Annotated in this window: 21 protein-coding genes and 2 pseudogenes; 16 read left to right on the forward strand and 7 right to left on the reverse strand. The window is 33.9% G+C overall.

Going from position 1 to position 19415, the window contains the following annotated elements; all coding sequences use genetic code 11:
- Positions 1–320 precede the first annotated feature (320 nt).
- From U860_RS0108110 to U860_RS0108120, 3 genes and pseudogenes are all read left to right on the forward strand, one after another.
- The gene (locus U860_RS0108110) at positions 321–1232 is read left to right on the forward strand and encodes a VanW family protein (protein WP_025148120.1); all 912 of its coding nucleotides are present in this window, start codon (positions 321–323) and stop codon (positions 1230–1232) included.
- A gap of 107 nt (positions 1233–1339) precedes the next feature.
- Positions 1340–1612: pseudogene (locus U860_RS0108115) on the forward strand (transporter substrate-binding domain-containing protein); the annotation flags it as partial.
- Positions 1613–1688: 76 nt separating this feature from the next.
- The gene (locus tag U860_RS0108120) at positions 1689–2597 is read left to right on the forward strand and encodes a VOC family protein (protein WP_025148122.1); all 909 of its coding nucleotides are present in this window, start codon (positions 1689–1691) and stop codon (positions 2595–2597) included.
- Positions 2598–2649: 52 nt separating this feature from the next.
- Here U860_RS0108120 and U860_RS0108125 read toward each other — a convergent pair whose 3' ends face one another.
- The gene (locus U860_RS0108125; protein ID WP_025148123.1) at positions 2650–3168 is read right to left on the reverse strand and encodes a GNAT family N-acetyltransferase; all 519 of its coding nucleotides are present in this window, start codon (positions 3166–3168) and stop codon (positions 2650–2652) included.
- Positions 3169–3483: 315 nt separating this feature from the next.
- On the opposite strand from U860_RS0108125, the gene U860_RS0108130 reads away from it, so the two are divergent.
- The gene (locus tag U860_RS0108130) at positions 3484–4161 is read left to right on the forward strand and encodes an MgtC/SapB family protein (protein WP_025148124.1); all 678 of its coding nucleotides are present in this window, start codon (positions 3484–3486) and stop codon (positions 4159–4161) included.
- Between the two features lie 24 nt (positions 4162–4185).
- Positions 4186–4392, forward strand: a pseudogene (locus U860_RS32970) (pre-peptidase C-terminal domain-containing protein); the annotation flags it as partial.
- A 32-nt stretch (positions 4393–4424) separates the two neighbouring features.
- Here the strand turns inward: U860_RS32970 and U860_RS0108135 are convergent.
- Positions 4425–4928 carry a GNAT family N-acetyltransferase gene (locus U860_RS0108135; protein ID WP_025148125.1) on the reverse strand — a complete coding sequence of 168 codons (504 nt, stop codon included), beginning with the start codon at positions 4926–4928 and terminating at the stop codon, positions 4425–4427.
- 255 nt (positions 4929–5183) lie between these two features.
- Between U860_RS0108135 and U860_RS0108140 the strand changes: the two genes are divergently transcribed.
- From U860_RS0108140 to U860_RS36310, 6 genes are all read left to right on the forward strand, one after another.
- Positions 5184–5582, forward strand: a complete 399-nt coding sequence (locus U860_RS0108140) for a DUF2871 family protein (protein WP_025148126.1) — start codon at positions 5184–5186, stop codon at positions 5580–5582.
- 132 nt (positions 5583–5714) lie between these two features.
- Positions 5715–7106 (forward strand): FAD-linked oxidase C-terminal domain-containing protein, encoded by a 1392-nt coding sequence (locus U860_RS0108145; RefSeq protein WP_025148127.1) that lies wholly within the window; start codon positions 5715–5717, stop codon positions 7104–7106.
- Positions 7107–7112: 6 nt separating this feature from the next.
- Complete coding sequence (locus U860_RS0108150) at positions 7113–7460, forward strand: DUF4260 domain-containing protein (protein ID WP_002172810.1); 348 nt, start codon at positions 7113–7115, stop codon at positions 7458–7460.
- A gap of 25 nt (positions 7461–7485) precedes the next feature.
- Positions 7486–8022 carry a GrpB family protein gene (locus U860_RS0108155; RefSeq protein ID WP_025148128.1) on the forward strand — a complete coding sequence of 179 codons (537 nt, stop codon included), beginning with the start codon at positions 7486–7488 and terminating at the stop codon, positions 8020–8022.
- 189 nt (positions 8023–8211) lie between these two features.
- On the forward strand, positions 8212–8817 hold the full coding sequence (locus U860_RS0108160; protein ID WP_025148129.1) for an FMN-binding negative transcriptional regulator: 606 nt from the start codon (positions 8212–8214) through the stop codon (positions 8815–8817).
- A gap of 200 nt (positions 8818–9017) precedes the next feature.
- The gene (locus U860_RS36310; RefSeq protein WP_081806652.1) at positions 9018–9227 is read left to right on the forward strand and encodes a hypothetical protein; all 210 of its coding nucleotides are present in this window, start codon (positions 9018–9020) and stop codon (positions 9225–9227) included.
- A gap of 46 nt (positions 9228–9273) precedes the next feature.
- Here the strand turns inward: U860_RS36310 and U860_RS0108165 are convergent, their stop codons facing one another.
- The 5 genes from U860_RS0108165 to U860_RS0108185 all read right to left on the reverse strand — a co-directional run bounded on the left by U860_RS0108165 (position 9274) and on the right by U860_RS0108185 (position 13886).
- Positions 9274–9483, reverse strand: coding sequence for a hypothetical protein (locus U860_RS0108165; RefSeq protein WP_025148130.1), 210 nt, complete (start codon positions 9481–9483; stop codon positions 9274–9276).
- The gene (locus U860_RS0108170) at positions 9483–10577 is read right to left on the reverse strand and encodes a histidine kinase (RefSeq protein WP_025148131.1); all 1095 of its coding nucleotides are present in this window, start codon (positions 10575–10577) and stop codon (positions 9483–9485) included. Before U860_RS0108170 ends, U860_RS0108165 begins: the two co-directional genes overlap by 1 nt.
- A gap of 286 nt (positions 10578–10863) precedes the next feature.
- The gene (locus tag U860_RS0108175; RefSeq protein WP_025148132.1) at positions 10864–12330 is read right to left on the reverse strand and encodes a protein adenylyltransferase SelO; all 1467 of its coding nucleotides are present in this window, start codon (positions 12328–12330) and stop codon (positions 10864–10866) included.
- Between the two features lie 191 nt (positions 12331–12521).
- Positions 12522–13520: an NADP-dependent oxidoreductase gene (locus tag U860_RS0108180; protein ID WP_025148133.1), complete on the reverse strand. Its 999-nt coding sequence runs from the start codon at positions 13518–13520 to the stop codon at positions 12522–12524.
- A 30-nt stretch (positions 13521–13550) separates the two neighbouring features.
- Positions 13551–13886 (reverse strand): metalloregulator ArsR/SmtB family transcription factor, encoded by a 336-nt coding sequence (locus U860_RS0108185; protein WP_025148134.1) that lies wholly within the window; start codon positions 13884–13886, stop codon positions 13551–13553.
- A gap of 578 nt (positions 13887–14464) precedes the next feature.
- On the opposite strand from U860_RS0108185, the gene U860_RS0108190 reads away from it, so the two are divergent.
- From U860_RS0108190 to U860_RS0108210, 5 genes are all read left to right on the forward strand, one after another.
- The gene (locus tag U860_RS0108190) at positions 14465–16084 is read left to right on the forward strand and encodes an FAD-dependent monooxygenase (RefSeq protein WP_025148135.1); all 1620 of its coding nucleotides are present in this window, start codon (positions 14465–14467) and stop codon (positions 16082–16084) included.
- A gap of 555 nt (positions 16085–16639) precedes the next feature.
- On the forward strand, positions 16640–17443 hold the full coding sequence (locus U860_RS0108195; RefSeq protein WP_025148136.1) for a hypothetical protein: 804 nt from the start codon (positions 16640–16642) through the stop codon (positions 17441–17443).
- On the forward strand, positions 17440–18435 hold the full coding sequence (locus U860_RS0108200; protein WP_025148137.1) for a WXG100 family type VII secretion target: 996 nt from the start codon (positions 17440–17442) through the stop codon (positions 18433–18435). Before U860_RS0108195 ends, U860_RS0108200 begins: the two co-directional genes overlap by 4 nt.
- A gap of 16 nt (positions 18436–18451) precedes the next feature.
- Positions 18452–19102, forward strand: a complete 651-nt coding sequence (locus tag U860_RS0108205) for a hypothetical protein (RefSeq protein ID WP_025148138.1) — start codon at positions 18452–18454, stop codon at positions 19100–19102.
- A 31-nt stretch (positions 19103–19133) separates the two neighbouring features.
- A complete protein-coding gene (locus U860_RS0108210; protein ID WP_012261358.1) occupies positions 19134–19397 on the forward strand; it encodes a DUF4176 domain-containing protein in 264 nt (87 codons plus the stop codon).
- Positions 19398–19415: the final 18 nt, after the last annotated feature.

Consider the following 19415-nt stretch of genomic DNA (forward strand, 5'->3'; position numbering starts at 1 on the left):
AGTAGTGGCACGGCAAATACCTATAAATGTTTCAGTGGTTCATTATTTATGGCAAATTAAGAACATGGAGGTTTTATAATTGTATTTAATTTGGTTAATGGTATATACTGGATATAATGGTTACATAAAGGTTACAATTCTATCGAACTTAAATTTTTTATGTAGATATGTATAGACATTTTGGAAAGAAAAGAGTAATTTATATAGAGTAAAAATAACTTGTAACATTTTCTAAATATATTGTAAAATGATTGTAACAAAACATACATAAAAATGAAATAATACATAAGAAATGATGTTGGGAAAAAGGGGAGAGTATATTGTTACGTAAAGTAAAGGGTATATTAGTAGGGGTGCTATGCATAGCTGTAGTAAGCGGTTGTGGTACAAAAGTGAGTGATGTGGCATTAGTAAGTGATATCGGCGGAAACGTTGTAGAAGCTAAGGCAGAAGTACAGGATAGCATTAGCTTAGTGGATGGTCGTACTGGCACTGAAGTGAAAAAAATAGATTTATCAAGCTTAGGCTATTTTGAAGATGAAGCGAAATTCAAAAAATCGGTAACGAAGGTTGCTAGTGAGGTAGGGAAGAGCGTCGATAAAAAGATGGTTCCTTCACGTATAGCGCCTGATGGAACTTGGCAAGAAGGAAAGCCTTCGTCTGAATTAATGGAAAAAGAATTAGTAGATAAATTATTAAATGTAGGTATGTGGGATTCTTCTTATCAGTTACCAATTGTGGAGAAAAAACCTACTGCAACACTAAGTGATGCGCAAGGTAATGGTACTGTAATTGGTAGATATGAAACGAATTTAGGTGGCTCAACAGGTGGCCGAATTGAAAATATTCGTTTGTCTGCGGCGAGCGTAAATGGGGTTGTTTTAGCGAAGGGAGACCGTTTTTCTTTTAATGCATTAATCGGTGATACAACGCCAGATAAAGGATATCAATTAGGAAAAGAAATTGTAGATGGTAAATTAGTAGATGGTTATGGTGGTGGCGTTTGTCAAACATCATCTACTTTATTCAATGCAGCAGATCAAGCTGGTTTGACAATGGTAGAGAGAACTACACATTCTAAAACAGTGGGTTATGTTCCACAAGGAAGAGATGCTACAATTGCATATCCATATTTAGACTTAGTATTTGAAAACACGAATGATGCTCCTGTTAAGCTTTATATGGGTATACAAGGTGGAAAGTTAGTTGCTGAAGTACATAAGATGAAATAAATATCATAAGCTATAAAAATATAAGATTTGAAGCCGGTAATTCTAAGTTTGTTAGAAGTGCCGGCTTTTTGTGTACAGTTTATTAAGAATAGTAATTTTGATGGCGTACAGCGGAATTGAATGAAGTAGGACTTGGACGCGTCGATGCTTATTATAATGATAAAGTTCAAGTGGAAACAACAATAACAAAGGCGAAACTAGATAATGTGAAAGTTGGATTTGGTCCACTTGAATGGGGAGAGATTGCATTTCCATTTGCAAAAAAGAGTGAAAAGTTAGAAGATGTAAATAAAGCGTTAAAAGAATTAGAGCAAGATGGAACATTAAGTGACATATCGAAAAAATGGCTAAAAGTTGATGCTACAAAAAAACAAAATTAAGGTGTATTTGTTAAATGCGGCTATTGCCTATCAACTTATATAAAAAACTAAAGGGGAACTGGAGAGGAAGTTATTCATGGTACAAATTCATCCGAAAACACGTATTGGTCATGTCGAATTTAAAGTAAAAGATTTAGAGCGTCAAATTGTTTTTTATGAGAATGTAGTAGGGTTAGAAATAATTAAGCAAGAGGGGAATAAAGCATATTTAGCAGGAAAAGGTGGTAAGAATACGTTACTTGTTCTTGAGCAGTTGGAAGATGCAGCGCTGCAAGAACCGCGTACGACGGGTATATATCACGTTGCCTTTTTAGTTCCGACTCGTGAAGCTTTTGCTTCGGCACTATTTGGTGTTATTCGCAATAAAAAGGTAATTGATAGTCCAGCTGAACAAGAAGGACGTTATACATATTCAAATGAAATTTTGCCAATTTCAAGATTTAATAGCGCAAGTGATCATACGTATAGTGAGGCGTTTTATTTACAAGATTTAGAGGGCAATGGTATCGAGATTTATGCAGACCGTCCTCGAGATCAATGGGGAGAGGGATCAGGAGGAAGTACGCCACTTGATTTAAAAGAACTAGCAAAGCTCGTTAATTATGAGTTTGATGGATTACCTGCTGACACTGTCGTTGGGCACGTACATTTACGAATAGCTGATGTAGAAAAGTCACATGAGTTTTATGTAGAAACAGTAGGTTTTGAAGTACAACAGCGTGAAGATGATTGCTTATTTATTTCGGCAGGTGGTTATCATCATCATATCGGTGCGAATACGTGGAATGGGGTAAATAACCCGCACCCACCAGCACATGCAACTGGATTAAAGGTGTATACGATTGTATTACCACATAAAGAAGCTTTAGATGAAGTGAAAGAAAGATTAATAGAAAAACAACATGAAATAAATGAAACTACAAATGGATTTACGGTAGTAGATCCGAGTGGTATTACAGTACAGTTTGAAATAGAAGTAGTATAAAAGAAACCAGAAAGTGTTTAATCACTTTCTGGTTTCTTTTTTGATGAGTTATTCATAGCTCAATCCAATACCTTCTTACAACATTTCCATCTTTTTCAGTAAAATCTTCATCACGGAGACCGTCGTTATGTAAAATCGTTTTCTCTGAAGCAGTATTCACTTCGTCGCAAACGACAAGTACTTTCGTGATGTTTAATTCTTTCGTTTTTTCTAGTGATAACTCTAGTAACTTCGTAGCATAACCTTTTCTTCTTTCAGAAGGGCGAATGCCATAACCGATATGACCACCAGCGTTAAATAGATGATCAGTTAAACTATGACGTATATTAACAACTCCTACAACTCTATTTTCATCTGTCACGAGCCAATAAGTAGAATCTGGTACCCAAGTTTCAGGAATATTTATTCCGTTATGTGCATCGAGTAATTCTTGAATCATAGCTGGGAAGTTAGAAGGGTCTTTTGAAATAACCCATGGAATCATCGTTTCACCGCTATCTTTCCATTCGTTATAAAACTCTAAGTATTCTTCTTGTAAATCAGTAGTAGGTGTAATTAAAGAGACGTTCATTGTTAGTAAGCTCCTTTTATTTATGCTTTATTTCACAAAAATTGCGGCATGAAATGAAAGCGTTGTCTGACTTTCTCAACCTCATTTCATGCAATCCACATTCCGTTTTTAAATGAAAATTAGTTTGGATTTAAAAATTAAAGTTTTTCGTATGGAAAGTAGGTTGCTTTTTAATTTATGTTAATATTTAAAATATTAACATAAATTCACTGGGATATTAAATATATTTTAATAAAATGCTTTTATATCGATGGATAGATACATGTGATAATTTTTGTTTTATCTCTCTATAATGAATAAAAGGGGGAAGTGCTCGTGAGTTTAGATATTGATTTTATTATACGAATCGGTGTTGCTGGTTTGTTAGGAGCAATGATTGGTATTGAAAGAGAAATTCGTTCAAAAGAGGCAGGGTTAAAAACGCATTTCTTAGTAGCGGTAGGAAGTGCTTTAATAATGGTTGTTTCGAAATATGCTTTTTCAGATATTATGTTTGAAGATCATATGTCTCTTGATCCGAGTCGTATTGCAGCACAAGTTGTTAGTGGAGTGGGGTTTCTAGGTGCAGGTACAATTATTATTCAAAAGCAGGCAGTGAAAGGATTAACGACAGCGGCTGGTTTATGGGCAACTGCAGGAATTGGATTAGCAATTGGAGCAGGTATGTATGTAGTAGGGATTGGAGCGACGATTCTCGTTTTAATTGGTTTAGAGATTGTAAGTCGTATTTTTAAGGTGCAATTTTTATTTCCGCAAAACATAGCGGTGCAAATGTGTATGAATAAACACGAAGCAGTTCAACAAATATTAGAAACGTTACAAGTGAAAGGTATTCCAATCCTTTCATATGAAGTTGATGTATTACAGCAAGAGGAGGGCGTAATCTATAAAGTAGGAATGCAACTAAAAAATATATCAGCAGAAGAAAAGAATATATTCATTCAACATATGCAATCGTTACCGGAAGTTACGTTTATAAAGCTAAAATCATAATAGTGAAAAAGAGGGATAAGTAATAGTAGAAATTTTAATGTAACGAATGAAAATAATATTGGAATAAACTGGGTTCTTTATTCAGAAGCGGATTTAAATAATTATGTTACGTATGCTCAGCCGCAAGGGAATAAATTAGTAGGTAGTTATTATATGTATCCAGGGAAGTATTATTTACATGTATATCAATATGGTGGGGGATCAGGGAATAATACGGTAGAAGTGAAATAGTAAAAAGGTCGCCATTCATGGCGACCTTTTTATTACGCGTTATACCCAAATAATTTTAAATCTTCTCCTGAGTCTGAAATAATTTTCTCAAATCGCAATCCTACTTTTTCTAAAAGCTTTCCTGAATCAGCATTATCTATAGAAGTAATCGCTACAATTCGTTTAAGCCCCAGCTCATTTTTCCCATATTCCATTACCGCAGCAGCTGATTCATAGCCATATCCTTTTGAGCGGAATTTTTCTAAAAAGGCAAAGCCGATATCAACATCTTCTAGTGAATCTCTTTTAATAAGGCCACACATACCAAGTGGAGTGAGATCTTCTTTTCGTTCTACTAAGTAAAGGCCAAAGCCAATTTTGTTATACATATCGACTGGACCGTTTAAAATATAATTTTTAGCATCTTCTAAGTTTCTAACCCCTTTATCACCGATAAACTGAATCCATGCAGGATCGTTTACTAACTCGAGAATAAATGGAGCATCTTTAACATCGAACCAGCGAAGAATGAGGCGTTCAGTTTCACGAACTATCAATCTATTGCACCACCTTTAAAAGTTATAACAATTAGTATGGATTGTGCAAAACAAAAGTGCAAGTTATTTTAATTGAGTTCTACTTGTTCACATAAAGTTCGATTGTTTTGTATAAAAGGATATTTTATAATTAAAATTAACTGGAAAGAGTGAGATGCTTATACAATGACTCCTAGGAAACTAGGAGTTTTTACTATATAACTATCATTATTACTAAATATGACACACTACACATTCTACTTAAGGAGGTATATAATGAAGAAATTATATAATGCATCGTTTACTTATTTAATTATAGGTTTACTATCGGGAATATTCGCTAGAGAGTATGGAAAATATAAAGGGATTTTAGGATCTACACTATTAAATCTTTTGCACACACACACGCTTGTGCTTGGCTTTTTCTTCTTTTTAATTGCTTTAGGATTAGCAAAAGTATTCGCGTTTCATGAAGTGAAAGGATTTAATAAATGGTTTGTTTTACATAACATCGCATTAACTTTAATGTTAGGTTCGCTGGCAGCGAGAGGACTTCTTCAGCTAAATGGAGCGGACTTTAAAGGATTAACTTATATTGTAGGATTCTCTCATTCGATGATGGCATTCACATTAATTTGGTTTATGCTTTTAATAAAGAAGTCATTTAAAATGTAGTTAAAAAAGAACTTGTAGCGTATGCTGCAAGTTCTTTTTTATGTACAAGTGACGTAAACTTACTATTCTGATTATTTTGTATAAAAATGGTATAATTATTGTGAAGTAAATAATATAAAAGGGGAGCTTGTTATGGAAATAACAATTGAACATTTAGTAAATGAATTAAAGGATGTACTTCCAGAAGATCGAGTAGTTGTTAATACGACAGTAAGAGAGTTACATAGTAAAGATGAATCTTACCATACTAGTAGTTTACCTGATGTAGTTGTGTTTCCAAAAACGACCGAAGAGGTTAGAGAGATAATGAAAGTAGCGAGTCAGCATGGAAAGGCTGTCGTTCCATTTGGAGTAGGCTCCAGTTTAGAGGGGCATATAATTCCTTATGAAAAGGGGATTACGGTTGATTTTTCATTAATGAACAAAATACTTGAAATAAGAGAGAAAGATTTTCTTGTGAAAGTACAACCGGGAGTGACTCGTTCTCAGCTTAATAAAGAATTGAAAAAGCATGGTCTGTTTTTTAGTGTGGATCCTGGAGCAGATGCAACATTAGGAGGAATGGCTGCTACGAATGCGAGCGGAACGACAGCAGTGAAATATGGTGTTATGCGTGATCAAGTTCGTGATTTAGAAGTAGTTCTTGCTGATGGGCAAGTGATACATACTGGCAATTTAGCGGCGAAGTCATCATCAGGTTATCATTTAAATGGTATTTTTGTAGGATCAGAAGGTACGCTTGGATGCTTTACAGAGTTAACATTAAAAGTATACGGTATACCAGAACATGTTATGGCTGCGAGAGCGTCGTTTCCATCTATAAATGATGCAGTAGAAGCTGTTATAAATATATTGCAAGCTGGCATTCCAATTGCGAGAATCGAGCTTGTTGATGAATTATCTATGAAACAAGTAAACCATTACAGCGAAACAAACTATAGAGAAGAACCAACGCTATTTATAGAGTTTCATGGCAATGAAGCAGGGCTAAAACAAGATATTGAATTTACGAAAGAAATTGTTTTTGATCATAAGTGTAGAGAAATTGCTTTTGAAACTGAAACTGCGGCGAGAAATAAATTATGGGATGCAAGACATAACTTAGCATACTCGTACGTTCATAGTTATCCTGGTAAAAAGCTAATGAGTACGGATGTTTGTTTACCAATTTCTGAATTAGCTGGCGCAATACAACATGCGAAAGAGACATTAGATAAAGTTAGTCTTGTTGGTGGTATTCTTGGCCATGTAGGAGACGGGAATTTTCACGTGCTCTTAATGGTTGATCCAAACGATAAAGATGAAGTGAAAAAGGCGGACGAAATAAACGAAAGTATCGTACTGTATGCTCTTAAACGTGGTGGAACGTGTACGGGAGAGCATGGCGTTGGAATAGGAAAACTAAAGTATCAAGAAGAAGAACATGGTGCGGCATTATTGGTAATGGAGAAAATAAAGAAAGCTCTTGATCCGCAAAATATTTTGAATCCAAATAAAGTTTTTAAGCTAAAAGATAAGGAATGATGAAATTTGGAGAAACGAATTATACATCTTGAAGGATTGGTCGTTTTATTAGCTGCTATTTATATATATGCATTATGTGGATTTAGTTGGTTATTATTTATCGTATTACTTTTGGCGCCTGATTTAGCAATGATAGCGTACGCTATAAACAATCGTGTCGGTGCACAAATGTATAATCTATTTCACACATATATCATATCCATATTACTTGTTTTAATAGGGGTCTATTTTAAGATGGATTCAATTTTAATGGTCGGTTTAATATGGACAGCACATATTGGGATGGATCGAATGCTTGGGTATGGATTGAAGTATGAGACGGATTTTAAGGACACTCATATTCAGAGGTTATAAAAGTGATTTGAGAAGGATGGGGCAATTGAAACGATTTATTACTGTTGAGAAATATAATACACAATGGGAAAGTGAATTTTGTAAATTACAGACGTTTCTTAATAACGTAATGGGAGAACTCATTTTTTCTATAGAGCACGTTGGGAGTACATCTGTTAAAGGTCTTGCTTCTAAACCGATATTAGATATCGATGTTGTAATAGAAAATTATGATGTTTTTCCTAAAATAATAAAGAAACTTGAAAAGATAGGGTATTTTCATCAAAAAGAGTGGAGTTTTAAGGGGAGAGAAGCTTTTGGGAGAAAGGATCAATATGTTCCGAGGGATGGAAAGAATGCCATTTGGATGGAACATCATTTATATGTATGCGATAAGGATAGTGAAGAGTTAAGAAGACATGTAGCGTTTCGGGATTATCTTCGTGAAAATTCTAATGCTATTATCGAATATGGACAGTTAAAGAGAGAATTAGCAGCAACTATGAAAGATCGAGCGAGTTATAGTTTAGGTAAGACGGAATTTATTAAAGGTGTATTAGAAAAAGCTAAGAAGGATAGTTAAATAAAGGAGTTTGTATCAATAAAAAAGTTGACTAAGGTGGCAGAAATCATATTATGCCACCTATTATTTTTGAAACAGAGGTTTTGCTCTATAAGCACTGACCTTATAAAACAATTACAATCTGCCCCTGTTGAATAATAAATCTCATAAATATAATGGGAAATAAGAAGATAAGAAAAGAGGGAGTTTATGTACATACCTAAGCATTTCGCTATACAAGATGAAGAGACGAAGTACGAAATTATTGAACAAAATAGCTTTGCAACTTTATTTTCTCAGCATAACGGAACACCATACGCAACACATTTGCCGTTATTGTTAAATAGGGAAACACTTACTTTATACGGGCATTTTGCACGCCAAAATGAGCAGTGGAAAGATAGTGGGAATCAACAAGTGCTAGCTGTATTTCAAGGGCCGCATAGCTACATTTCTCCGTCATGGTATGAAACAAATAAAGCAGTACCAACATGGAACTATGTTGCGGTGCATGTATATGGTGAATTAGAAACTGTTGAAGATGAACAAGAATTAATAGATTCTCTTCAAGATTTAGTACATAAATATGAAAATCCAAAGAGCACCTACTCGCTGAATGAGGTAGATCCGAATTATGTGGAAGGATTAAGTAGGGGGATAGTTGGTTTTAAGATAAAGATTAATAAAATAGAAGGAAAAGCGAAGTTAAGTCAAAATCATTCTCTAGAGAGACGAGGACTAGTTATAGAAGAACTTGAGAAGGTTGGTGATGAGGGGGGTAGGGGGATTTCTGATTTGATGAAAGAAATAGAGTAAGAAAGTGGATTTCATATGAAATAAAGGGATGATTTTATTTTGTAGAAATATATTTTATTTGAAATAAAAAATGCCTAAGAGCGCCGGTTCGAACCCTGTCGGAGGTATATGGAAAACCTTATATTATAAAATATCTATCTGTTTTATTATTCATATAAATGGTAAAGTTATGTTTAGAATATTCTATAAGGGGGTACAAACTGGAAGTCTTTTTAGTCGCCGCTTTTTCAGCTATTATCATAATGATGACTGTTTTTGTTATAATAAAAGCTTGTTTTACCGGGTACAAGAGGAATGATATATCTTTTCGGAAATTTATTCTTTTATCCGGTGCTTCAATTGTGATAGGCTGTTTAGTTTCATTTGTACTACCATTTGGCTATGAAAAAATATTCGATTATATTAACTAAATGAACGTATTTAAAAAGACCTTCTTAATTGAAGGTCTTTCGTTTTTTAAAGTGATTTTTCAGTTGTTGTTGAGTTGTAGTCTTTACTTACGTCAACGGATTTGAAAAAATCAGGCCGTTGTGGTGCGGGGGTGTCCCCAATATTCAATGCAACATATCCTTGCTGTGTTATTGGTATTTCGGAAGTATAACCTAACCCAAGAGTTGAGATGCCCATAACAGCTAAGCCTATGATGCTCAATTTGATTTTTTTCATTATAGCAAAGCTCCTTTTTCTTCATGTTTTTTTCTTGCTTGATTGGCCATGTGAAAATATTTACTAGCTTTTATATGGTCTTCATTTTCATAAAATATATTTGCTAGAACATCGGTGTATTCTTGTATACACTCCCAAAGGTTTTCTATTTTAAAGTAAGAAATTCCTTCCAAAATTATCATTTCTAAATCATTAATAGGAGTTTTATTATTTAATGCTTGTAAAATCATGAAACGATGTTGAAATTCTTTGTTTTCTAATTTATTAGAGATACTTAATCCTTTTTCTATAAATCCTTTAGCTTGGGCATATTCTCCTAGTTTGTAGTATTCACGCGCTTCAATAAAAAGTGCTTTAAAATGATTTGGTTTTTTTGTTGTAACCTCTGAAATATGTCGCATTGCTAACTCTGAAAGATTTTGACTTGCATATAACCAAGCTAAATTGTGTCTCACTCTCAATGATAAAGTCTCTTCTGAATATTTCTGTAGAATATTTAATGCTGAATCGAGTCTAATTTCTGCTTGTTCAAATTGTTTTAAATCTATACAAGATAAACCAAAAATGTTATCACATAAAGCTACATTAATTTCATGGTTTATATGTTTTGAAAAAATCTCTTTAGCTTCATTTACAGTTTGAATTGCTACTAGTGGTTGATATGTTTGATAATAATAGGAAGCTAAACGGTAGTTAAATTCAGCCTTCTCTAATTCGTCAGATATGTGGATTAACAGCTTCTTAGCTTTCTCGAAGAGGTGTTTTGCTGTATTATAGTCTCCAATAATCGTATTGTGAATGGCTTTGAAAAAATGATAATAATAAGAAAGTAGGCCCTTCTCTGGAAGTGGGAAAGAATCAATTTTATTAAAAGAATCTTTATTGATATTTAATCCATCTGTTAAAACAGTATATCTAAAGTTAAAAAGTGAATAATATAATTGCAGGTTTGTATCTTCTTCTGAACTAGAGATTATATCCTCAATCTCTTTTTTTAGTTTTTTTGCATGGATAGTTTGATGTTGTAATATAGCTAAATACCAGTCATTAAATAGTTTTGTAACTTGTTCATTACCTTGTAGTTGAACGTTCATGAAATCCCCTCGCTTTTTGAATATTCTTATAAATAATACTATCAAAAATAATAATATATAGAAATGGAATTTTTATTTCTCAATATTTGTTTTAAATTGTATATACTAAATTGATTTAAATAGGGGGATTTCGTTGGTCTAAAGAGGGTGACATATATGTAACACACTTTTACGGGGAATAGCTACTAGTGGAATGGCATTTCATTGTTTTCGTTAGAGAGGGAAATGTATAAAAAAGGTGTGTTCACACAACTTGTATGAACACACCTTTTTACATATTAAACAATCACGTCCCACAAAAAGTCCTATAAGGACGATTTGTCGGCGCTGGAGGCGTGCAGTAATCCGCTTGTTCTGGAGAATATTCATAAGGATTTGATAAAGCTTGAAGGAGTTTTTCCATTACGCTATAGTCTCCATCTTTAACGGCTGCTTCTAGTGCTTCTTCTACTCGGTGGTTTCGAGGGATGATTACTGGGTTGGTATTTTTCATCCGCTTGTAGGCATCATCTTTTGATTCTTTTTGTCTTTCTAATCGAGATTGCCATAGCTTGTGCCACTCTTTAAATTCAGGACTTTCAAATAAAGGTGCATTTTCTAATGTGTTGTCAGTTAATGCACGGAATGTATTTGTATAATCTGCTTTATGTTTTTCCATCGCTTTTAAAAGTTTCTCAATAAGTGGTTGATCTTGTTCCTCGTTGCTAAATAGTCCTAATTTCTTCTTCATGCCGAGGAACCAATTGTTTTCGTACTGCACGCCAAATTTTGAAATTTCATCTTGTGCAATTTTTAGTGCTTCTTCTTCATCTTCGTGTAATATCGGTATTAAAGATTCAGCTAAACGAGCGAGATCCCAGGCAGCCATATATGGTTGATTTCCATATGCATAGCGGCCTTGTGTGTCAATAGAGCTAAAGACTGTTCCTTGGTCATAACTGTCCATAAATGCACAAGGACCATAATCAATCGTTTCACCGCTAATCGTTATATTGTCAGTGTTCATTACGCCGTGAATGAAGCCGACGAGCTGCCATTTTGCGATAAGGCTTGCTTGTTTTTTAATAACTTCTTGTAATAATGAAACGTATGGATTTTCATGAGATTCAACTTCTGGATAATGTCTTTTTATCGTATAATCAGCTAAAGCTTTGAGATCTTCGATTGAGCCGCGAGCTGCTGCGTATTGGAATGTTCCAACGCGTATATGACTGCTTGCAACCCTAGTTAAAATCGCCCCAGGTAACTTTGTTTCACGATAGATTGGTTCGCCAGTTGAGACTACTGCTAAACTGCGAGTAGTTGGAATATCAAGTGCGTACATCGCTTCACTAATAATATACTCACGTAGCATAGGACCGAACGCAGCACGGCCATCACCACGGCGTGAATATGGAGTAGGGCCAGAACCTTTCAACTGAATATCAAAACGTTCGCCTGAAGGAGTAATTTGTTCGCCGATTAAAAGAGCACGACCATCTCCTAACATGTTGAAATGGCCAAATTGGTGTCCAGCATACGCTTGAGCTAGTGGATGAGCTCCTTCTGGAATTGCATTACCAGCGAGAATGGCAATTTCAGCTTCCTTTTTTAGTTCCTCAGGATTAAAACCAAGAGATATTGCTAATGAATTGTTTAGTTTAATTAACTCCGGTGAGCTTACAGGAGTTGGGGGTATTTCTGTATAAAATGATTGTGGTAATGTAGCATAACTAGTTTCTAAATTCCAACCAGCTTCATTATTTTTAGTCATCTTATCTCCTCCTTTTTTTATTTTTTAATTATGTATTTGTACTTATGTATTCTTTGTAAAGTTAACGAAAAGTATAATATGATATTTCCCCTTGAAATCTATTGTAAGGACTTCAGTGCATTGTGTCTATTTAACAGCAAATACAAAAACTCCATTTTTCAAAAAGATTGATTAAAATGGAGTTTTTGTTATTATTTGATTTTTACAATTATTTTTCCTTTTGCTCTTCCAGACTCTGAATATTCCATTGCTTTTTGAGCATCTTCAAAAGGAAAAACTCGATCGATTACAGGTTTGATTTTTCCAGATTCAATATAGTTTGCAATAATACGTAATTGATCCCCACTTGGCTTCATAAATAAAAATGAATATTGAGCATTATGCTTTTTTTCAAGTGTAGTAAGTTTTTTGCTTGCTAATGAAAATAAGAGTGTTTTGAAAAATCCTGAACCAAATTCTTTACCGAATCGAGCATTCGGCATTCCTGAAACGGAAACAATGTTTCCTCCGTTTTTTATAATATCGAATGACTTTTCAAGTGTTGTACCGCCGAGTGTATCAAATACCGCATCATAATTTTTTAATATATCTTCAAATTGCTCTGTTTTGTAATTAATAATTTTATCTGCGCCAAGAGACTTTACTAAATTCGCACCAGCTTCACTAGCAGTCGTTGCAACAGTGGCACCCATTATTTTTGCTAACTGAATTGCGAAAGTACCAACACCACCGGATCCAGCATGAATCAAAATCTTTTGCCCTTTTTGTAAGTGCATGATGTCATGTAATGCTTGATATGATGTTAAGCCAACGAGTGGAATCGACGCCGCTTCTTCAAAACTTAAATTTTTAGGTTTTAAGGCTATATCATCCTCATGGATGGCTATATATTCCGCAAAAGTACCGATCTTATCTTTTCTTGGACGTGCATATATTTCATCACCAACTTTAAAGCGATTCACTTTTGCTCCAACCTTCACGATGACACCGGAAAAGTCATTACCGAGGGTTAGAGGCATTTTATATTTAAGTAACATCTTCACTTTTCCATCGCGTATTTTAAAATCAATTGGGTTAATACTAGCTGCATGAATTTCCGCGAGCACCTCATACTCATTTATTTCAGGAGTAGGTAGCTCTGTCATACGCATTGGGACTTTCTCATATTTATCAATTATCATTGCTTTCATTTCTTATACCTCCGAATACCGTATCTTTTTTCAATAAAAGTTTTGCAATAGCTTCTCAATATCTAATACAAGATTTTTTAATAAACCTAATTTTGTACGTATATCAATATAATAAAAGTTTTTTGTACCTTCTTTTCGCATTAAAATAATACCGGCTTCTCGTAAAATCTTAAGGTGATGTGATACTGCTGGTCGAGAAAGGTGTGTTTGTTTAGTGATTTCTCCTACACGTAATCCTGTTTGACATTCCGTTTCCATTAGAACTAACAAAATAGCTTGACGTGTTTCATCACCAATTGCCACTAATACTTTTTGACAATCAATAAAATCTTCTTTAATAACATTTAATTGTTCTTGTTTATTCATTTAAATCACTTTACCTCCAATAATGAGTCGAAAGGTTTAAGATGATGAACCATTACATCGATACGGTAATGCTACATGATTGATGTATTCGATGCAATATTGAGAAAGAAAATCGAGACGAATCAAATTTTATGTGTTGAAAATTATAGGGGATAGAAAAGAGAATAGAAAAGGGAATAGAAGGTTTACATACCACAATGGATGAAGTTTTAAAGAATAGAAAATGATCTAGTAATGCGTCTTCTATAGACGGTGAAAATTATAAAGGAGAAGGTATTGCTGAAGCAATTAAACGGTCGTAACCCTATATGACCTATAGGGTTACGACCGTTTATAATGTTTTTATTATTTCCGAAGTCTACGTCAGAAAATAGTTCGACGTAAAGTAGGTTCTTCTGTTTTATCCTTTAATACATATATAATTTCTATAATTGTATATGTATTAAAGGATAAAAGTAATTTGGGGCGTAATCTATCTATATGATAATTCAAAATGAAATATAAGTCTATATTTTTGTTGTTTTTTTGATTATATTTATGTCACTGAGCTCAGAAGAATATATGTGGAGGGAAAAAATATGAAATCGAAACATGTACCAGTTTTAATTGTTGGAGGGGGATTATCAGGATTAGCGTCTGCGTTATTTCTCGCAAAACATAACGTTGATTACTTACTTATTGAACGCCATCAGACTACTGCGATTCATCCAAAAGCAGGTGGAATCACATTTCGCACAATGGAATTATTTCGAGAATTAGGTCTAGAAAAAAGAATTAAATTAGCTGGTAAAGCATTAGAGAACTGTCACGGGAGGATTGCGGTTCAAACGATAGCTGAAGTAAATAATGAAGAGTTGGAACAAATAAGGGCGGCGCAGTATGAAAATAATGAAATGTTAGTTCGTAAAGTGGAAGAGATTAGCCCATCAAAACAAACTGCTTGTTATCAAGTTACTTTAGAAGAGATGATGTTACAGTACGCGAAAAAATTGGGCGGCGAATTATCTTTTTATCATGAACTAGCTTCTTTTGAACAAAATGAAAACGGTGTAATAGCAACTATTCGAGATCGAAAAACAGAAAAAGAAAGTATAATCCATTGTGACTATGTAATTGCAGCAGATGGGGCGAAAAGTAAAATCCGTGAGCAGCTAGGGATTAGTACCGAGGGGCGAGGTACAATCGGTGGTTATTATATGAACATTTATTTTAAGGCGGATTTAAGTGGATTTATAAAAGGAGACGCATTCGGCTTTACCATGATAGTACATCCAGAAGTTCTTGGTGCGCTTATTCCGGTCGATAACGAAAGTAAGTGGATTTATCATGTAGCTTATGATCCAGTAAAAGGAGAGCGACCAGAGGATTTCTCTATAGAACGTTGTAAACAAATTATTCAAACAGCAATTGGGAGCACGAATATTGAGTCAGAAATATTAAGTGTTTTACCGTGGGAAGCGACTGAAAGTATAGCTACAAAATTTCAAGATAATCGCATTTTTTTAGTTGGCGATTCTGCACATAGTATGCCGCCAACAGGAGGATTTGGTTCAAATACAGGAATGCAAGATGCGCATAATTTAGTTTGGAAATTAGCGTCTGTTATAAAAGGGCAAGCAAAACCAAATTTGTTAGAAACATATCATGAAGAGCGATATCCTGTTGCAAAATTAACGACAGATTATGCGAGTAGTTTATTATTTCGTGCTGCGAATAGAGAGGAAGGCAATTTGAATAATATGGATAGTTTAGCTGTTACTGCTGGGTATCAGTATTGTTCAAAGGCGATTATAGATGACTCAGCCACTCCACATAGAATGGATATAGTAGAGTTGAACGGAAGACCTGGCACGCGAGCACCACATTTTTGGGGAACATATGAAGGAAAGAAAGTTTCTATACTAGACTTATTCGGTAACAACTTTGTGTTACTTACTGGGGCAGAAAATAGTCTTTGGACTCAAGCGGTACAGGACGTTTCACCTAATTTAGGAGTAAATATAAAAATGTATCGAGTTGGTTTAAATGGGGACTTTATTGCTCAAGAAAATATTTTTAGCAAATTATATGGGATAGAGAATGGAGGAGCGGTATTAATTAGACCAGATGGCTTTATAGGATGGTGTTCGGAAAAAGCGGTAGTAAATCCAAATGTAGTGCTTGAAGAGGTAATGGGTAATTTATTATGTGATTTTTAAATAATTATGGGAGTATTGTTTTATATAAGACAATGCTTCTATTTTTTAGCTTACAAAGTAAAAATATTGTAAGTTGAAACAGGGTTACAATTTCATGATGTCAAATTTAAAGGCGAAGTGCTTATTGAGGAAAGGACGATATAGGATTATTTTTATGCACTAGACACGTCTATTTCCATTCCGAATCGAATACAACTTACCGCGGAATGGGTTCGTAAGAAGTTAGATGAGTTTGAAAAGAAAGAAGCGAAAAAGACTGGATAGAGATAGAAATTCGGTACCTTAAATAAAGAAAATTATAATCGCTTGTATGAAAAATTAGAGAAGTATAATCAATTTGATTATTATGAACGGGAATGTGAGTCATTAACGAAATATGAAGTGAAGAGACATTATTATTATAAAAATATATTTAAATTCATTTCCTTCCTTTTTTATTGTTATTAGAATTTTTTTAGTTTTTAGTTTTAAGTGTTGACTATTACTAGATTGAATCATTTTTTTACTGTATTATATTTCTTAGGGATTACATATTACGCTAGGGAGTGGGACTATTTGACTATTGAACCTCTTATTTTATCAAATAAAGAAGTATATGTATTAACTGGTATGTTTGACCGTGAAACTATGATTGGAATTGAGAACCCCTTTGAAAATTGGTCAGATGAAGAAATAGACAAAGAATTAGATGTAATGCACGAGAAGCGGACAAACGAAGAGCTACTCATAATAAAAGAAGATGAAACATTATGTAACAAACAACTTTTAGAATATTTTCGCATTTGTTTAACTACAGGATTTGTTATTGAAGTACAGATAGATAAAAACAGCGCTTTAGAAAAAAACATTTTCTATTTTAGTGAAAAAAAAGTTATACAAAATGTAATAACAGATGCTAACGGTGATAAACAATGTACATTTAAAGAGTGCGGGACACCAGAGGTAGCTTGGCAATTTATATATCAAGCATTACAGCCTAAAAATACTTTCTCTCGTCCAAATTATACATTTAAAATTCCTTCTTCTGCATATAAAGAAGACATTTTAACTCAATCACACAAGCAATTAGTAGACTACTTGACACTTTACTTAGATGATGAAGCCTCCTCAGAATTAGCAAACATTATACATAATCGTGAAGAGTTAAATACGGTTCAAGTTCATTATTATATAAAGGATTCATGGTCTACAGACTGTATTCAGTTTTTATATAGCCAAAACCAATATTGGCTAATCCAAAAAGTATTAGATAATGAACAAACACAAACAAATTTTATTTGTCTTGATACCTTTACTCTTACTGAAGAGATAAAAAAGATGGTGCTTTATCTTAAATCATTAGGCGGTGAAACAAGGTGAGCGGTGAAATTAAGGTTACTCCTGCCCATTTAAGGAAACTGGCTTCTAATATAGAACAAACAGCTCATGAGCTATCTGAAACATATCAACGTATCAATAAGCAGTTATTCGATCTGCCTTTCCAGATATCTGGAAGAGATGCTGTGTTAAATCAATCCCAATACGCAGGATCAATGTTAGCTACTATAACGACCGTTTTAAAAGAACATAGTGATTCATTAAGAAAAGCTGCTGATCGTTTTGAGAAGGCTGATCAACAAGAAGTTTCATTTGGAGAAGAAGCAATTGATATAAATTGGTTCGCACCGTTTGGTGGCGATATTGGTGATTGGAAAGATAACCCTGCAGGGTCTGCATTTACTTTACTGGGTACCGTAACGGAAGGTGCAGCTGCCTATAAATTGGCATCTTTACATAATAAAGGCTTGCGTGTAACACCCTACACAGATAGAAAAGGAAAAGAAATGGTAAAATTTCAAAATCGCACCGTACTAAAGGATAAAAATGGACTTAATGTGATAAGGCGTACAAAATTACCTTTAGCCGAAGTAAAGCAAATAGACGATGTAAAAAGATATGTTTTATCACCAAAAGAAATTCTTAAAGATTCATTGAAATTAAAGACAAATGCTTTAGGCTATGCAGCTGTAGGATGGGATGTAATTAATGATACAAAAGAAAATATTGAAAATAAAGCGTCAAAAACTAAGATAGCTGGTGATATTATTGGTGATGCAGCAATCGGGATTGGCTCTACTGCTGTAAGTGCCTTTGCGGGAGCCCAAGCAGGTGCACTTGTTGGAACTTTTTTGGGAGGTCCAATTGGAACTGTTGCTGGAGCTTGTATTGGCTTTGGTGTTTCTATAGGAGCTAGTATATTAACAGATGGAATTAAGTTTAACAAAGGTGATTGGAATCATGATGGTAAACAGGATTCGATAAAAGATAGAGTTAAATCTGGAATCGGAGCAACTTTAGATAAAATTTTTTAGTTTTTGGGAGATTAATATGGAAAAATACCATGGAAAAAGCACAGAACAAATTATTCGGAAATTGATGCCTGGCAGTGTAAGATCGAGTGTCGTTATGGTGTGGGTAGTTATTAATTTTATGATTTTAACCCCATTTTTATTTCCTCCAACCTTTACCATATACTTATATATAATTTTACCTTTTCTTTTGACTGCTAATATATGGGGAGTATGGGTATTTTTTTGTAAACCAAATGAGCCAAGGTTGGTACACATTTTATATAATGGATTTATGGGAATAACTTTTTCTTTTGGAAGCTTTATAGTGATTCAAAAGCTTGCATATACTTTTATTAAAATTGAAACACCTCTGTTTTTTATTGTTACTTTTGTGCTTTACATTTTTACAATTTATAAATTGATTTCTATTGGAATGAAAAGTTTTTTAAAGCGATTAAACAATGAAGAAAATGGAAATATCAAAATTTCTCCAATTGTTTATTTTTCAGGATTGGGATATATTATTGGACAGATATGTATAGGTTCATTATCACAAAATGCTTTAGCGACGGTCTTAATTTTAGTCTTTTCTTTATTTGCTGTTGTGTTTAGTATATCTGGGGCGTATATATGCGTATATTTCGATTTAAAGAAGTGGAAAACCAAGCTAGGTTCCTTAAATTCTTAGCAAAAAACAATTAATAAGGAGGGGCCATACAATGAATTCGCAACTTTTTCCTATAGGTTCTATTGTAATTTTAAAAGAAGGTACAAAGAAACTCATGATTTTTGGACGTAAACAACAAGTAGAAACGGATGAGGTAAGAAAATTCGATTATATGGGATGTCCTTATCCAGAAGGCTATCTGAATCCAGATTTCACTTATTTATTTAACCATGATGATATTCAAGAAGTTGTTTCAACAGGATATGAAGATCAAGAAGAACGCACTTTCCAAGAAAATGTATTGTCTAAAATATAATAAGAAATAATGTAAAAA

It is taken from the genome of Bacillus sp. H1a (assembly GCF_000633475.1).
Classification (GTDB): domain Bacteria; phylum Bacillota; class Bacilli; order Bacillales; family Bacillaceae_G; genus Bacillus_A; species Bacillus_A paramycoides.

What these genes read in the sequence shown, in the direction of transcription:
- U860_RS0108205 (WP_025148138.1), top strand. Translation starts at nt 18,452, where the DNA reads ATGGAAAAATACCATGGAAAAAGCACAGAACAAATTATTCGGAAATTG.
- U860_RS0108210 (WP_012261358.1), top strand. Translation starts at nt 19,134, where the DNA reads ATGAATTCGCAACTTTTTCCTATAGGTTCTATTGTAATTTTAAAAGAA.
- U860_RS0108145 (WP_025148127.1), top strand. Translation starts at nt 5,715, where the DNA reads ATGGAAATAACAATTGAACATTTAGTAAATGAATTAAAGGATGTACTT.
- U860_RS0108190 (WP_025148135.1), top strand. Translation starts at nt 14,465, where the DNA reads ATGAAATCGAAACATGTACCAGTTTTAATTGTTGGAGGGGGATTATCA.
- U860_RS0108180 (WP_025148133.1), bottom strand. Translation starts at nt 13,520, where the DNA reads ATGAAAGCAATGATAATTGATAAATATGAGAAAGTCCCAATGCGTATG.
- U860_RS0108170 (WP_025148131.1), bottom strand. Translation starts at nt 10,577, where the DNA reads ATGAACGTTCAACTACAAGGTAATGAACAAGTTACAAAACTATTTAAT.
- U860_RS0108185 (WP_025148134.1), bottom strand. Translation starts at nt 13,886, where the DNA reads ATGAATAAACAAGAACAATTAAATGTTATTAAAGAAGATTTTATTGAT.
- U860_RS0108125 (WP_025148123.1), bottom strand. Translation starts at nt 3,168, where the DNA reads ATGAACGTCTCTTTAATTACACCTACTACTGATTTACAAGAAGAATAC.
- U860_RS0108165 (WP_025148130.1), bottom strand. Translation starts at nt 9,483, where the DNA reads ATGAAAAAAATCAAATTGAGCATCATAGGCTTAGCTGTTATGGGCATC.
- U860_RS0108175 (WP_025148132.1), bottom strand. Translation starts at nt 12,330, where the DNA reads ATGACTAAAAATAATGAAGCTGGTTGGAATTTAGAAACTAGTTATGCT.
- U860_RS0108140 (WP_025148126.1), top strand. Translation starts at nt 5,184, where the DNA reads ATGAAGAAATTATATAATGCATCGTTTACTTATTTAATTATAGGTTTA.
- U860_RS0108120 (WP_025148122.1), top strand. Translation starts at nt 1,689, where the DNA reads ATGGTACAAATTCATCCGAAAACACGTATTGGTCATGTCGAATTTAAA.
- U860_RS0108160 (WP_025148129.1), top strand. Translation starts at nt 8,212, where the DNA reads ATGTACATACCTAAGCATTTCGCTATACAAGATGAAGAGACGAAGTAC.